10 protein-coding genes and 1 pseudogene are annotated in these 15,731 nt (G+C 34.9%); 4 read left to right on the top strand and 7 right to left on the bottom strand.

Features of this window, described 5'->3' with window-relative positions; genetic code table 11:
- Positions 1 to 1,168 precede the first annotated feature (1,168 nt).
- Positions 1,169 to 2,236, top strand: a pseudogene (locus GQR59_RS08610) (GGDEF domain-containing response regulator).
- Between the two features lie 653 nt (positions 2,237 to 2,889).
- On the top strand, positions 2,890 to 3,498 hold the full coding sequence (locus GQR59_RS08620) for a DUF3157 family protein (RefSeq protein ID WP_160061647.1): 609 nt from the start codon (positions 2,890 to 2,892) through the stop codon (positions 3,496 to 3,498).
- A gap of 266 nt (positions 3,499 to 3,764) precedes the next feature.
- On the opposite strand, the gene GQR59_RS08625 is transcribed toward GQR59_RS08620, so the two are convergent.
- The gene (locus GQR59_RS08625; RefSeq protein ID WP_160062518.1) at positions 3,765 to 4,187 is read right to left on the bottom strand and encodes a VOC family protein; all 423 of its coding nucleotides are present in this window, start codon (positions 4,185 to 4,187) and stop codon (positions 3,765 to 3,767) included.
- A gap of 229 nt (positions 4,188 to 4,416) precedes the next feature.
- Between GQR59_RS08625 and soxR the strand changes: the two genes are divergently transcribed.
- On the top strand, positions 4,417 to 4,881 hold the full coding sequence (soxR, locus tag GQR59_RS08630) for a redox-sensitive transcriptional activator SoxR (RefSeq protein ID WP_160061649.1): 465 nt from the start codon (positions 4,417 to 4,419) through the stop codon (positions 4,879 to 4,881).
- 305 nt (positions 4,882 to 5,186) lie between these two features.
- On the opposite strand, the gene GQR59_RS08635 is transcribed toward soxR, so the two are convergent.
- Both GQR59_RS08635 and GQR59_RS08640 read right to left on the bottom strand, forming a co-directional pair.
- Positions 5,187 to 6,152: a TAXI family TRAP transporter solute-binding subunit gene (locus GQR59_RS08635; RefSeq protein WP_160061651.1), complete on the bottom strand. Its 966-nt coding sequence runs from the start codon at positions 6,150 to 6,152 to the stop codon at positions 5,187 to 5,189.
- 424 nt (positions 6,153 to 6,576) lie between these two features.
- On the bottom strand, positions 6,577 to 7,869 hold the full coding sequence (locus GQR59_RS08640; RefSeq protein ID WP_160061653.1) for an aminotransferase class V-fold PLP-dependent enzyme: 1,293 nt from the start codon (positions 7,867 to 7,869) through the stop codon (positions 6,577 to 6,579).
- Positions 7,870 to 8,293: 424 nt separating this feature from the next.
- Here GQR59_RS08640 and GQR59_RS08645 point away from each other — a divergent pair, with 424 nt between their 5' ends.
- Positions 8,294 to 9,193: a LysR family transcriptional regulator gene (locus tag GQR59_RS08645; RefSeq protein WP_160061655.1), complete on the top strand. Its 900-nt coding sequence runs from the start codon at positions 8,294 to 8,296 to the stop codon at positions 9,191 to 9,193.
- Between the two features lie 536 nt (positions 9,194 to 9,729).
- On the opposite strand, the gene GQR59_RS08650 is transcribed toward GQR59_RS08645, so the two are convergent.
- The 4 genes from GQR59_RS08650 to GQR59_RS08665 all read right to left on the bottom strand — a co-directional run bounded on the left by GQR59_RS08650 (position 9,730) and on the right by GQR59_RS08665 (position 15,331).
- Positions 9,730 to 11,211, bottom strand: coding sequence for a carboxypeptidase M32 (locus GQR59_RS08650; RefSeq protein ID WP_160061657.1), 1,482 nt, complete (start codon positions 11,209 to 11,211; stop codon positions 9,730 to 9,732).
- Between the two features lie 847 nt (positions 11,212 to 12,058).
- Entirely contained in the window at positions 12,059 to 12,277 is a 219-nt protein-coding gene (locus GQR59_RS08655) for a hypothetical protein (protein WP_160061659.1), read from the bottom strand.
- Between the two features lie 392 nt (positions 12,278 to 12,669).
- Positions 12,670 to 14,109, bottom strand: a complete 1,440-nt coding sequence (locus GQR59_RS08660; RefSeq protein WP_160061661.1) for a DUF7482 domain-containing protein — start codon at positions 14,107 to 14,109, stop codon at positions 12,670 to 12,672.
- Positions 14,110 to 14,143: 34 nt separating this feature from the next.
- Complete coding sequence (locus GQR59_RS08665; RefSeq protein WP_160061663.1) at positions 14,144 to 15,331, bottom strand: DUF7482 domain-containing protein; 1,188 nt, start codon at positions 15,329 to 15,331, stop codon at positions 14,144 to 14,146.
- Positions 15,332 to 15,731 lie beyond the last annotated feature (400 nt).

Raw genomic sequence — 15,731 nt, forward strand, 5'->3', positions numbered from 1 at the left:
TAAAGCTGTGTCATAGCTTTATTTTAGGCTTCGTTACCAATGTATTTTTACTTGAGGCTTATATCTTGCACACTTTTAGCTCTTAAATCGTGTCAAATTGGTGCATATATATACAGAATGCTCATTTATGTTATATATGAATATAATTAAGGAAGATTCGTGCCACTTTTTCCTCTGAAAAGGTTTTTATAAAAAACCTTTCTAAATTAATTATTTCTTACGTTTTTCAAGTGCGTGAAAAAACGACCGTTATTTTAAATAATTAGTTTACAACTTACTCTTTACATCTAGCTATCTAGTTAATTTGTCAATGGTCAATAAAAATCGAGTATTTTAGTTAGCGACTTTATTTTCATATTAAATTGGTGATAATACCAATCTGGATAAATAAATGATCTATTCTTGCGTTAGGGAAAATGGATGTTAGCAAGACGTTGATTACAGTAACTAGTATTCTCATTATAAAATCAACAACGCAGCTAGCATTTATTTTAACAAGCATAAATGACTAGATAATTACTTAGATTGGTATAAATACCCATTAGCTGAATGCGGGTGTTTACCATTATGATAATCAAGATAATCTTAAATGCTTAGCTCAACTGCTTTCTTTTTTTTAATATTTCATAGTTCAATTACTCATACTTTAAACTTCGGAATAAGTGCTCTATTGGTGAACCCCAATAAAGTCGCCTCATTAGGGGAGCTTTAAGAGAGATATTGAAAATTGGATCAAGGTAATGCATGCGAGCCAGATAACGGCACTTGTGATTGGCGAGATTGATTCATAACAAACCACCGCTAAAATGCAAAATAGCATGCCTAAAAGATAGTTTACCGATTACCATAATTTAAAGTAAATGGGGAACCATTTTTATTGTAATTAATAACTAAATAATATGTATCAATAGCTTACATACGAGTAACACCCATGGAGATTTTGATGTAATATGAAAAAAAATTGATGACTGAGTAAAAGGTTCAAATGAAAAAAATACTATTAATAGAAGATAATCCTCAATTATTAAAAAGTAAGATTGAAGAGCTAAGGAAAAATTTTACTTATTCTATAGATAGCGTAGAAAATTTTGAACAGTTACAGGAATATCTAGCAATAAATAAAGAGAATGTATTTATCGCCCTACTTGATTATTTTCTTGATGGAGCAATGGAAGGACAAAGTGTAGATTTGTTACTTGAACATAAAATTCCAACAATTGTATATACACAAGAATACTCTGCTGAAATTCGAGAAATATTACTGGATAAGTGTGTATTTGAATATCTAATCAAAAAGCCGAATAGTGATCTACTTTATAGTACAAGATTAATAGAACGGGTTTATAAAAATAGTTTTATAAAAGCATTGATTGTAGATGGTTCTGAGACTTTCCGTAATAAATTAGCAAATAATTTGAAGCAGTTTGGGTTAAATTCTTTACAAAGCAGTGATGCAAAAACGACGTTAGAGTTATTAAAAACTCATGCGGATATTCAACTCGTTTTAATTGATTTAGATATAAGCGGTGATATTCAAGGTATAGACCTTGTTGAAGATATACGAGAACAGTTCCCTTCTACCATACTTGGAGTACTTGGGATCACCCCTCATGGTTATAATAGCCAACTTTCTATTGAATTTTTAAAAAAAGGAGCAAATGATTTCATCACTAAGCCATTTGTAAAAGAGCAATTAAACCTTCGTATTATGCAAGTTCTTGAAGTATTAGATACCATCAAAGAAAAAAATATTGAAGCGATAATTGATCCCCTTACCCAATTAAAAAACCGTCGTGCTTTAGAAGCTGAATCTAAACAGATGATACAATCAGCGCTTATTTCAAACAGCCTTTTATCAGTTGCTATGATAGATATAGATCATTTTAAACGGGTAAATGACACCTATGGTCATATCATTGGTGACGATGTTTTAAGATTAATGAGTCAAATTTTAAAATCTAACTTTAGAAAAAAAGATCTTATTACGAGAAATGGTGGAGAAGAATTCTGTGTCGTTCTTGATGATTTATCATTAAAGAAAGCAATTGATCTTTTTGAAAATTTGAGATAAAAAATAGAATCAACACCTTATGAGAATGAGGGTGTTAAAATTAATATTACGGTATCTATTGGTCTATTTCATGGAATACAAAATGATATTACATCTATGTTAATACTCGCCGATGAAAAGCTGTATGTGGCTAAGAATAATGGCCGTAATAAATTAGTTTCATAACTAGTTCTTCAATATCTTTTGCAGTATAGATTACAGTAATTTGCATGCATTATTTACGTTAATACTTTGGTTTAATCCCTAAAACACTTCATATTTGAAAGTTTTTTAAGGTATTTGTGTTTAAAGTGCTAAATAAACTCAGACATCCATGAATTTAAAATTTAAAAATAACGTTGTTTCTTAGTGAAGAAAAATTAAATAGATAATAAAAATAAACTAATTGATAACAGGATTATTGACAGGATTAAAATTAATAGAAGTTTTGTCAAAATGACCATTTTTTTCAAATATTAAAAATTTTAGCTGTCGCTAATTAACGTATTTATTGGGTTGTTAATTGAAAAGATAGATTGGTTAATGCCATCATAATGACCCTGTAATTGATTTTTACTGGCCATCTAGGGTTTATCTTTATTGCTTGCATAACTCGCTATCGCTTCTAAAAAACCAATAACCAATAACTAATAGAACACCCATTAATAGATTTGATATTATAAATAGATAAATGCATAACTGACAATATCAACCTTCAAAGATTTAGATATTCCAGGTTTTTCAATTTTCATCTAGTTATATAGTTATATAGGACTTTGATTATTCATATAAATATCCTGTATGCTTCATACCAAATCAAATTATAAAAGTTGAAATTTATGTCTTTACGTTATCTACAGTACTCACTATTTTTATTGCTCGCCTCTGTCACTTTAGGTTCATCCGCAGCTAACGTTTCTACCGTTACGCTTGATAATGGCGCAACAGTCTTACTGCATGATGATTACACTTGGGAATATATCGCTATTAATACTGATATTGTAGAAGAGGCAAATAATGCTATTCCGTCAGACGACATTGTTGATTTAACTGCAATAACCGCTTCTAATTCAGTACAAGTTTCAAAAAATAAGTCTTCCCTGTTACATTCTGGCTTATTAAATACTGCGGTAAAATATGATATAAAAGTTGCCTACAGTGATTCTGTGTGGCGAGATCAAGCGCTTGGTTTGAAGTTTATCCTATCTAGTGATAATGCTGATGGCGTTGTAATTGTTAAGGTCGCTGTCAGTTTTTATGATGATAATGCTAATAAAATAACTGAAAAAATCATTAATGTTTGGCAAGCAAGCTATAGATTACCTGATACTTATTTACGTAAAGGTGAGTCCCGAAATAGTCGTATTATTTGGGTTGATGGAATCGACAAAACTAATTGGACAAATAAATTACTGAGCTTGAAAGTTATCGAAGTAGAAACTCGTTAATTTCTTTATCAAAAGAGACTTTTAATTTTCTGTTGATGTTGATGTTGGTGTTGGTACTTATTACCCGACTCAACGAACAACCTAATTAATAAGACTGCATTTTAACATTGCTTAATTAACGCTGCATTGTGCTACTTAGCTCAATGCAGCGTTAATGCTCTTGATGATCTACACGGTTTTATTGCAGTCTCCATCGAACCATAAATAATTACAATTCAATGCAATGTATTTTTACTTTTATTTTAACTTTTATTTTAACCTAATTGTTATGATGCATACGCATTTCGTTGTTCATTCAAGTCACTGTGGTATTCCACAAACTCCACTTCAAATCCATTAGGATCCAAATAATATAAGTTCGAGCGATAAGGTTCTCCTGCACCATCCTTCGCTTGTTTAAAGCCCGCTTTTAATAAACGTGCTTGCATAGCATCTAAATTAGTCACGACAAATGCAAAGTGGGCTAATCCAACTTGGTGGCCACTTAAATCACGATTACTTCCTTCACCATCATCACAAAATGTCAGGTATTGATTATCATCACCAAAATGTAACCACTTTCGGGGCTTACCATTCCAAATTTGGTCACCTTCTCCCCTTACATACCAATTAGGAAATGCAACGCGGTAAAATTTTAATATTTCTTCTATATTACTAACCGTTAAATTTAAGTGTTCTAAGTACATGATTTTCTCCATAAAGGTATTGAGTTTCATACACTATAAATCCTCAACCTAACTTGAGGTCAAGGCCTAATTAATATAATGTTAAAATAGAGATATCGTTTTAATACTGATTACATTAACTAAGTGCTTGGTATAAGCATCAAGTGCTTTCAGAACTTCAATCTTCGGGTGGACTAGTTATTTAAATTCAACGCCGAATAATGAATACAATAATGAACGAAGTGAGCACAAAATGGATAAAAAACTAGTACATGAAGATGCCCTAACTGTAGGTGCAGTGGCTAAACGTTGTGGTGTAAAAGTGTCTACGTTACATTTTTATGAAAACAAAGGGCTTATTAAAAGTACTCGTAATATTGGTAACCAACGCCGTTATAACAGACAAGTACTACGTCGTGTATCACTCATTAAAGCGGCACAAAAGATGGGAATAACACTATCGGAGATTAAAGAACAATTAGATACATTACAGGGCAAAACAGCCCCAAACCAGAAAGATTGGCAACGTTTGTCGATGCATTGGAAAGAAAGCTTAAATCAACGCATTGAGAGTATGCAAAAGTTACGTGACTACTTAACAGGTTGCATTGGCTGCGGTTGTTTATCGATGGATGCTTGTCCGTTATACAACGAAAACGATAAGCTCGCTACACTCGGTGATGGTGCCGTTTTAATTGAAAGTAAAGTGGTTCTGTAATGACTTTCTCTTAGTCAAAAATGAAATTTTAATCGTACTTATTATGTTGTATTAAGCAGTATTATTTTGCCAACGGTGTTGATACTCAGCCTAAAGTTTCTTGATGGCAGACGTAGCTATTGCTTTTATTGTTAATTGCTTATAGTGAATGGTGAATGATAATACTAAATGGTGTCTATCTTGATTAGTTATTGAGTAGCTATCAATTAGTTCTGCTTTATCTGTATTGATACCCAACCACCTCACCAAATGACACGGAGAAGAGGCTTAGGTATATTTACTTTAAAAAACAGTAACTTAATTAATTACATCCAGCCTTTTTCTTTGTAATAACGTATTGCGCCTTCATGTAATGGAGCAGATAGGTTTTTACTGATCATATCGCTCTCTTTTAGATTAGCAAAAGCAGGATGCATTTTTTTGAAACGTTTAAAGTTTTCAAATACAGCCTTAACCATTTGGTACACGACTTCTGGATCTGTGTTTGTTGTACTGACGAACGTTGCAGCGACACCAAATGTAACTGTATCTGTATCCGTACCTTTGTACATGCCACCAGGAATAGTCGTCAATGCATAATAAGGATTGTCAGCAGCTAGTGCCTGTGTCTCTGCATTATCTACCGGTACGATAATAGCATCACAAGTAGTCGTTGCTTCTTGTGTAAAACCATTTGGATGTCCAGCAGTGAAGATGATCGCATCTACTTTACCATCACATAAAGCGGCAGCTTGTTCTGATGACTTAAGCTCAGATGCAACGGCAAAATCATCCATTGTCCAACCCATTTTATCCATCACGATTTCCATAGTGCCACGTGAGCCAGAACCCGGGTTGCCGACATTTACTTTTTTACCTTTCAGATCGGCAAAGGTCTTGATACCAGAGTCAGTGCGAGCAACAACAGTGAACGGTTCTGGATAAACAGAGAAAACCGATCGTAGCTCTTTATATGCCCCATCTGGGAATTGATCAGGCGCGGTACCGTTATAAGCATGGAATTGCCAATCAGACTGAGCAACACCCATATCAAGATTGCCGGAGCGCAGCCCATTAATATTAGTTACTGAGCCACCTGTAGTATGCGTACAGTTTATGTCGTGATTTGCTGTTCCTTTATTAACTAAACGACAAATTGCTCCACCAACCTGATAATAAACACCTGTTTGACCACCGGTACCAATAACAACATGCTTTGTTTGAGCCATAGCAGATGTTGCCATTAAGGTTGCGCCTGCAATTGCAGTAATTGCTAGTTTTTTAATAAACATATTAATTCCTTTATTTAATTTGTTTTCAATATTTTCCTGTTTCATCCCTACTTATCTATCTTCAACAAGTTACTCAGTAAAATAACATTGGTCATTAATACAGAGTTAGCTTGTGAACACGACTCACCATAAATAAAGGAAGTGTCATAAAATAGTTAAGCATAAACAGGCACTGAAATAATGTTAGTTGAATATACGAGGCTAAATTAGTAATGAGTTAGCCATTCATTTAAATTGCATGTATTTATTTATGTATTTAGGCATTGATGTCGATAAAATAACTTATGTTCACCAACAACAAAATTCGCTAAAGCTAATGGTACAACCCCAACTCTGTTTCTTTATTTTTGCTCTCTTTTGGTACGTCTATTTCCATTTTCTACTCCTTGAAATGTTAATGTTAACGGTTAAATTAATAGTTATATTAACTATGTGATTGACTACAAAGTGTTTCGGTTATTTTTAAAAACTCTTCTATATCTTGTAAACTATGACAATGAATAGGCGATACGCGGATGGCCCCCTTTAAGCCAAAAGATTCAAGCATTCTTGATGAATAAGGGCTCGATAAAAGACGTTCAAAAGTAATAACGCCTGCTTCCTCGTACATTTCTACTGCTTTTTTATACTCTAAATTGTCAAAGCCAATGGCCATGATAAAATCTTTTTTGGTCAAATCATCACAATCCAAATAAGCATGAACACCTTCTATATGCCTAAGACCTTTTACCTTTCCCGTGCCTTCTAACATCGCATTCATCAAGGCTCTTTCATGCAGTTTGATTCGATTCATTCCTTCAACAAAAAGTGATCTTCTGTTGTCAGAAGAGCAATACTGCTCCCCTATCCAACAGACATAATTAATAACTTCTGTGAGTGCTGCAAAATGCGCAGGCGCAGGGCTTCCGAGTTGCCAGTATTGAGATGGTTTAGCAATTAATTTATTGTGGGGTATTTTGGAAAGTCTTTCAGAAACATAACCCACGCCAAAACCACGAGGGCCAAAGAATTTATATGGAGCAAAGTTTATTCCATCAACAGGTACTTTAGTGACGTCAATGATGCCATGGGGCGCATGCTGAACGGCGTCTGCGACGATATAAAGATCTGGTTTTATTTTTCTAGCTTGTTCAACTATTTTTTCTTCATCTAGCAAGGCACCAGAAACATTTGATGCATACATAAAACACAGTAAACAAGTATTTTCATCAATCAGTTTTGTAATTTCTTCAACATCCACACCGCCCGTCAAAGGGTTTGTTTTTGCTATTCTTAACTCCTTTCCAGTTTTTTCAGCATAAGAGACCATCGCGTCATAAGCAGATGGATGCTCTAACATAGTGGTAACAACGTTGCTTCCTCGCACGTTCTCCATTACCGCTCTCACCATATCGAACATAACCATTGATGCAGTAAGGGATGTAACGATACTTCCAGAATCAATATTCAGCATTGTTTCAATTGATTGATAACCCTCCTTTTGTATATCCATAAGCCACTTAGCGGTCTCATTACCATGCTCTGGACAATCGGGTAACTCGTCTAATTTTCTGAATGTTTCACTGGCAGCTTTAAGTCTAAAAGCGCCACCTGAGTTATCGTAAAATAATCTTTTTTTATTCGTAATTGGATCTATATCGACATGATAAAATTTGTCTTTGATCTCTTTTACCAGTGAGTCACTAAAAAATTCACCTTGTTGTTCGTTGTAACTCATTCAAATCTTCCTTTTAACTCATTGAATATAAATATTTAAAAAGTATTTTGACTTGTTTCTCTACCATTAGATAAGTGGTAGAAATATCCTTAACGTCATCAATACCTTATTCAATTATTCAGTAATTCTTATTCTGTCATCACTAATCGGTTTTCAGTGCTAACACTTCAACCTAACTCAAATACATAAGGTTCTTTATTTCAAAAAGAGAAACTTAATTTTTATCCCTTCGACACTTTTCTCTCAAGACAGCTCCTTCGAATTTGATACAACAATTAAATTCTGAAATTGTTGGCTATACGCTCAAAACCTGATGAGCATTTAACCTAACAGCTTTAAAATTATTAAAATAATGAATTATATTGAACTTATATATTAAATATTTTAATGTTTAGTTTTTGATATTTAACATTTAGGTGGAACGATGAATCTTGAGCAGGTTGAAACTTTTTTGGTGATCACTCAGACAAAAAACCTTTCTATCGCGGCTAAAAATCTGTTTATTTCACAGTCAGCTGTTAGCCATCGCATCCGCAATTTAGAAGAAAAACTAGGTTGTAAACTATTGATAAGAGCGCGAGGAGAAAAGCTTGTCAGTCTAACGCTGAAAGGTGAAGAATTTATTGAAATAGCGACTCGCTGGAAAAACCTTTGGAACGAAACTAAGCTTTGGACACTTCAAGAATCGAAAATGAATTTAAAAGTAGCAAGCATTGATAGCTTAAATACTTGTGTTTTTTCAAGACTTTATAAGGATCTTATAAATAGTAATAATGCTATTTCTTTGAATGTTAGTTCTCACTGGAGTAAAACGATTTATGACCTAATTGAAAGTCATGATATTGATATAGGACTGACCCTTAATTCATTAAAATACCCGAATGCCATTGCCAAGCCTTTATTTAAATCTAGAGGAGTGGTCATTTCTTCAAAATCATCAAAATACCCTGAAATAGTCCATCCTAATGATTTAAAAACATCAAATGAAATACTGTTTTCTTACATACCAGAGTATGAAATTTGGCATAATTTTTGGTGGGAATATGATCAAAATGAATATTCTAGCGTTGATACCGTTTCGTTATTATTCACCATGTTTGATTTAGAAGAAAAATGGGCAATCGTTCCCATTTGGATAGCGCGCGTGTTTGAAAAAATTCATCCTGTTAAAATATCAGAACTTTCTGTATCTCCTCCGGAATATTCTTGCTATCAAGTTTCCAACAGAAATCTGATACCAAGCAAGTTAAAAGCAATTAAAAAGTTTTCTGTTGCTCTTGAAGACTATATGAAAACAGACGTATTTCTTAATAGCATTAAATGACTACTTTATAAATCAACAACTAATCTACTACTTTCCTTATTAGTAAATTACAAACTTATAAAAAAGTAGCCTATGTTAATAATTTACTACAACACGGTGAGATTGCTCATATAGATATCCTGTATGTTTGATATCAAATTTTAAATGTATGCCTTTACGTTATCTGCAGTTCCGACTATTTAAAACGCTATGTTTAATTTACTATTCAAGCAGAAGATTGAAAAAATTTAATATTTAAATGACAAATTAAGGGACTGATATTGACTTATACGACATTTTTTGTCGTTAAAAGTACATCAAAATACTGAGTAATATACTAAGACTGAACAATACAATGTCTGGCGTTCATTTAACAGAACTTGCTATACCAGTATTTCTTTTCTCTCTATACCTCTCTATAGAAAATTTCAAATACGGAAATGAATGTAAATTCCTAGCTCCTTTTATTGATAAAGTTTGTTTAGTACTTCCTTACAAAGATTAAAAAAGGCTAGACAGAATTCTGCTTAGCCTTAATTTATCTATTATATAAGCAATTATAAATAACGTGTTTCTAAATGTTTTTTGAAGTGTGCAGCGTTAAGCGTTTCACCTGTTGCACGTTTAATTAATTCATCTGTTGTGTGAAGTGATGCTTGTGACCAAATATTATCGCTCAACCATTGGAAGATAGGATTAAGATCACCACTTTGAATAGCTGCATCTATGTCCACGGTATTTTGCATAGTGGCTTTGTATTGTGCTGCATACATCGCACCTAATGTATATGAAGGAAAATAACCAAATGCACCGTCAGTCCAGTGGATATCTTGCATACAGCCATTTTTGTAATTACCTTTGGTGGAAAGGCCAAGCGAAGCTTTCATCTTTTCATCCCACAGTGCAGGCACGTCAGTGTGCTCGATAACACCATTAATTAAGTCTCGCTCAATCTCATAACGCATGATCACATGAGCAGGATAAGTGAGTTCATCGGCATCCACTCGAATAAAGCCTTTTTCAACTTGAGTATAAATCTTGTAAAGGTTCTCTTCTGCAAATACTGGGTCTTTGTGTGCATTAAATGCGTTTGCAGAAAGGCGTGATAAATGAGTAATAAAGGGTTTACTGCGACCAATCTGCATTTCAAAGAAAAGTGACTGAGATTCATGAACGCCCATTGAGCGCGCTTCGCCAACAGGTAACCCAGAAAATGCTTTTGGCAATCCTTGTTCGTAACGTGCGTGCCCTGTTTCGTGGACGATACCCATTAACGCTTGCACAAAGTCTTTCTCATCATATCGCGTGGTAATGCGGACATCAGATGGAACACCGCCACAGAATGGATGAACACTTTGATCTAATCGACCATGGTCAAAATCGAATTTCAACAACTTCATAGTCTCTAAACCAAGGGATTTTTGGTTCGCAGTTGAAAAAGTACCAGATGGCATAATGATCGATTGTGATTGCTGCTTCTGCAACACTTTTTCAATTAATTCAGGTAACCAACTTTTTACATCTGAGAATAAAGTATCAAGAGATGCGGTAGTTGTGCCAGGTTCATATTTATCCAGCATCGCGTCGTAAGGGCTAAGGCCTAATGCTTCACCTCGAATTGTTGCTTCTTCACGTGATAGCTTAACAACCTCTTTCCAGTTTTTTTCAAAGCCTGTCCAATCATTTTCTTGACGTTGTGAACGCCACGCATGTTCACATTTTGAACCTGCAATAGATTGTGCTTGAACCAACTTCTCAGGGACGATTGTCGCTTGCTGCCATTGGCGTTTCATTTCACGTAAACTGGATTGTTGTTCTGAATTAAGTGACTCTTGTTGTGCCTCACCAAACCATTCTTCAAGTTGTGGTTGTGTCGATAGACGATGAATATGAACCGATAATTCTGCCATAGCTTGAGAACGGGCGTCATTACCACCTGATGGCATGTTAGCTGCGGCATCCCAACCCAACATAGATTGAGCATGATTAAAGTGATTGATGCTTTGGTAATGAGCGGTAAGTTTTTCGTAGTTTGACATAATCTGGTTACTTCCTATAAGTTTCGTCTTTAAAGCTGACAAGTTACTGGCATTAAAAAGATAAGGCATCAATATCATTGAGTTATCAATGGCATATTAGCAAGACGCCCCTAATAAAGCTGATGCATCAATGTCTTTTTAGTATAAAGTCATTATTTACTATGTAGAAATACAATACCCGGTAGAGTTAGTTCGACACTTATTTTCATTTTTCATTTTTTATTTTGTAGCACCATTGATACCACAATTATTTAAGTTAAACATTTTAAGGATATCTGCACTAGCTTTAGTTACAACCAAAGTATTTGATGAAATTATCCTACTATTCAAGATAAAACATTCAGCAAGCATTAAAACGAACAGTTTCTAGGTAGAAAGGGGGATATCTAATGAGTTAAATTAACGTTTTTCTAACAACAAAGACATTTACTTTACTGCTTCCTCACTGGGCATTTAGCTTGAAAACCAACTTTGCATTGCAACCATCAATAAGGGCTAACTATTGACATGATGTTGCATCTTGACTTGAAGTCCAAGCTAAATAACTATCTACAAATACTTTTGAATGGGTGATTTCTAATGTTGAAAATATAAACTCAATTAAATTGGAACTCCCCCATAAATTAGCCAAGGAAAGCTTTCAATAAAATCATCATCAATACATTCAAAAATTCAAAGGGAAGCTCATAAACAATAAGTGTGCACACAGATGTATCAGCTATAATGCCTTCTCTCTACTCTCCAAACGCTACTAATCTAATTTTAAATACACAATTTATCCCGTAGCAACCCCCTGCTGCTTTGGATTCGTTTAATTAATTAACCATGCTCTATCTACTGAAAACTTTTATAAATCAGTTTTATAATAAAGCCATGCACCAAAAGCGAAGGCCATATCTATAAATATAAACACCGCAGTTGTCATTAAAAAAGAATAAAATGTATCAGCTATAAACATTGAAAAAAATGCACTAATAATGATCATCAAAGGAAGTTTATTTCTAAAATACGTTTCTCCTTCAAATCGACGATGGCGATATAGCAATATATTTAAGAACGCATTCATATACACCCAATAATCGAAAACTGATCAGCAAGCTTATACAATATCTGATTATCAGCCCGTTTATTTAAATAAAATGTAGTGGCTTACATTTATTTGAGCTCAAATAGATTATTAATTTTTTATTAATCATTACATTAATTTGTAAATGTTTTTTAATAGTAATTAATCGTGGTATCGATAATATTTTACCACTTGCATGTTTGCTTTATCCTGACTATCAGTCATCAATTTATTAATTTGAAATTTAGATTTAATTTACGAATTTATTCTGACGTTATATTGAAGTTATTTTATCCATAAAAAAAGGCTGAACCAATGTTCAGCCTTTCAAATGAATACTTTATTTTTAACTTATTTTACAACACCTTTTTACAGGGTTCATAAGCCCATAATTAAAGTAGTCTTTGTACTATTGGACAGTTTATAATGACTCCACTAGAGCCATAAGTAGAGCCGCCCGGGCCTGTTAAAAAGCCACGCTCAACCATACCTAAAATAGAAAACTCTTCAGTTAATCGAGAGCGATATCCATTATCTATAGCCTCTTCAGTCCATTCGCCTAAATTAAGGTCCCAAAGTGGACTGTAATCTGTTGCAACAGTTGGAATACCACCCAACACATTTAATGGCAAACCTTCTCCGCTTAATGCGCTATTAAAGCCTTGACGTTGAGGATTAACTTCACCGTTTACATTAACAGGACCATTGGTAAAACCAAATATACGCTCAACTCCACTAAACAGAGAATCATCAGCACCAACAGCTATATTAGCTAGAGCTGGCGCATATATCGCCGCTTCTAGTGCAGCAGGACCAGCTGCAGACGTATCAGTTGAAAGGTATAATACTGGACGACCAAAGCTAAAGCCTAATGTTAACTCCATTGTAACAGTACCAGGTTCACCATCTTCACCAGGACAAATACTCACAACACTATCATGTAGAATTGCTCTTGCTGCTTCTTCTTCATCTTCAGAAATCCCATCACAATAAGGTGACAAGTCTGCTTCATCAGTATTGAAAGAGACCATAGGCGCGTTGTAGATATGATTTCTAGCATTTTCAATTTTTACTAATGGACTATAAAAACCATCTTCATCACCGTTATCTGTTCCGATAGCACCAGGCGTTGCATTCAAAACATCTAATAAATTATTAGTACCAGAAGTGTCAGTTGAACTAGTTGATACACTTCTTACGCTAGAAAAATCAACAGCACCACCTTCGGTGACTAATACACCGTTATTATCATAGTAACCACGTCTAACCGCTGATGGTGTGAAGCCATTACTGTCAGCAGCAGAAACATCTGTAAATGCTAGTTTTGCACTGAAATTTAATCCCAATGCTTCAGCATTTTCAGGGTCTGATGTATCAGTAACAATATACCAAAAGCGTTGGCCATCTTTAGGTCCGCCTGAAGCAAGAAGACCTTCGTATAATGGTAACGTTACTGTTGCTGTTTCTTGTTCAGTATCCACTACCCCTGCTGTTAATAACTGAACAGGACCAATTAAATTAGGATTAGAGTCAGATGGAGCAGGACCAAAATAAGTAACTGGAATATCAGCGCCAACAGATGGAGGCCCAGGCCTAACATCATCTTCGTCTGCTTCAAACTCAGCTGGAGTACCTGCTACAAGTTCATTTACGTTAGTGGAAAACTCTGTTTCTTCCAAAAAATCTTGAGCAAGACGACCACCAAACTCAATAGTAATATCTGAAGGGGCAGCGGTGACAAAATCTTGTCCATCAGAACCATCATCTCCACAAGCCGTCAGAGCAAGCGATATCGACGTGACTATCAATAATTTCTTCGTATTAAATATCATAATGTAAACCTCAATTCGTTAAATTCTGTACGGGCTATAAAAAGCGGTGGACTATAGGGCAATTAATAATAAATCCTGTTGACCCATAAGGTGCGCCACCAGGACCAGTGATAAAACCACGCTCTACTAGACCTAGAATTTGAAACTCTTCGGTTAATCGAGATACATACCCCGAATCTATCGCTTCTTGAGTCCATTCGCCTAAATTGAGATCCCAAAGTGGACTATAGTCAGTCGCTACTGTTGGTATGCCTCCTAATACATTTAAAGGGCCACCTTCACCTCTTAGCGCACTTTCAAAACCTTGTCGTTGAGGATTGACTATGCCATCTTGAACATTTACAGGTCCATTCGTAAATCCAAAAATTCGCTCTACAGCACTGAATAATGAATCATCCGCACCTACAGCAACATCACGTAAACCAGGTGCATAAGTTGCACCTTCTAACGCAGCGGGTAATGGATCGTTAGTTTCAGTTGAAATATATAAAACAGGTTTAGCAAAACTAAAACCTGGAGTCAGTGCCATGGTAACAGTGCCTTCTTCAGGGCAAATTCGTACCACTTTGTCGTGAACTAAAGAGTAATCAGGAGTGCTATCACAGAAATCTAAATCTTCTGCTGATGTATTAAAAGCGACCATAGGTGCGTTGTAAACATGATCTCCAGCACTGATAATCTTAACAAGTGGAGAATATAACTCATCGCCTACAGAACCTGGTTGAAAAGCTATCGGCGGAAATGCATTAGGTAGCTCACCTGGCGTCACGCTATGTACTGGAGAAAAATCAACTGATCCCCAGTGAAACATCAATGTACCATCTACATCAGTTTCTGCTATTCGTGCAGAGCGTGAATTATCCGCAAAAGCTAATTTAGCAGCATGATTTATACCTAGTGCTGTGGCTACTTCAGGATCGGTAGTATCGGTAATGATATACCAGACTGATTCACCAGTTTCTTTTAGTCGACCTTCATAAAGTGGCAAGGTAATAGTCCCTGCGTCAACATCTAACACACCTGACCTCAACAATTGAAGTGGACCAATTAACTCTGGCTCTACTGAAGATGGAGGTGGACCAAAATAGGTAACAGGGATATCTGTACCTATAGAAGGAGGTGAAGGTTGAACTTCATCACCCAGCCCTTCAGATATGGCAAAATTTGCCATAGTTGATGAGACAATTAATGCAATTGCCGATAGTTTCGAAAAATTATTCATATATATTCCTTTACTCGTAATTGTGTGTTGATACGACTTCATAGGCCCTTCATGGCCACTTAACTGATTGAAGAAATTAGAATACACACAAGTAGTCACGTAATTATTCGGAAATAAACACAATTTAATTACGGACATATAACAATGGTTATTGTTACAAAAATTTAATTTAAAATTAATAAAAGTTGTTATGTTTTAAAAGGTTATCTTGAGACAAATCGTTAATGTGATTAATAGGCTGGTATTTAAGAGTCGTTATTGCAGAATAAATAGTGAAATAGGTCTGTCGTTTTCATTCGATGAAGGAGTATCGCAAGGTAGTTAATTTTCACCTCTTTTATCCAATATTTTATGAGGTGAACTGAATAAAATATTGGATAAAAAAGGAGAGACCATTTTT

The sequence above is a fragment of the Psychromonas sp. L1A2 genome, assembly GCF_009828855.1.
Classification (GTDB): Bacteria; Pseudomonadota; Gammaproteobacteria; order Enterobacterales; family Psychromonadaceae; genus Psychromonas.

Excerpts from the sequence above, each read along its gene's own strand:
- GQR59_RS08620 (WP_160061647.1), top strand. The coding sequence starts at position 2,890 with ATGTCTTTACGTTATCTACAGTACTCACTATTTTTATTGCTCGCCTCT.
- GQR59_RS08660 (WP_160061661.1), bottom strand. The coding sequence starts at position 14,109 with ATGATATTTAATACGAAGAAATTATTGATAGTCACGTCGATATCGCTT.
- soxR (WP_160061649.1), top strand. The coding sequence starts at position 4,417 with ATGGATAAAAAACTAGTACATGAAGATGCCCTAACTGTAGGTGCAGTG.
- GQR59_RS08665 (WP_160061663.1), bottom strand. The coding sequence starts at position 15,331 with ATGAATAATTTTTCGAAACTATCGGCAATTGCATTAATTGTCTCATCA.
- GQR59_RS08645 (WP_160061655.1), top strand. The coding sequence starts at position 8,294 with ATGAATCTTGAGCAGGTTGAAACTTTTTTGGTGATCACTCAGACAAAA.
- GQR59_RS08640 (WP_160061653.1), bottom strand. The coding sequence starts at position 7,869 with ATGAGTTACAACGAACAACAAGGTGAATTTTTTAGTGACTCACTGGTA.
- GQR59_RS08655 (WP_160061659.1), bottom strand. The coding sequence starts at position 12,277 with ATGAATGCGTTCTTAAATATATTGCTATATCGCCATCGTCGATTTGAA.
- GQR59_RS08650 (WP_160061657.1), bottom strand. The coding sequence starts at position 11,211 with ATGTCAAACTACGAAAAACTTACCGCTCATTACCAAAGCATCAATCAC.
- GQR59_RS08635 (WP_160061651.1), bottom strand. The coding sequence starts at position 6,152 with ATGTTTATTAAAAAACTAGCAATTACTGCAATTGCAGGCGCAACCTTA.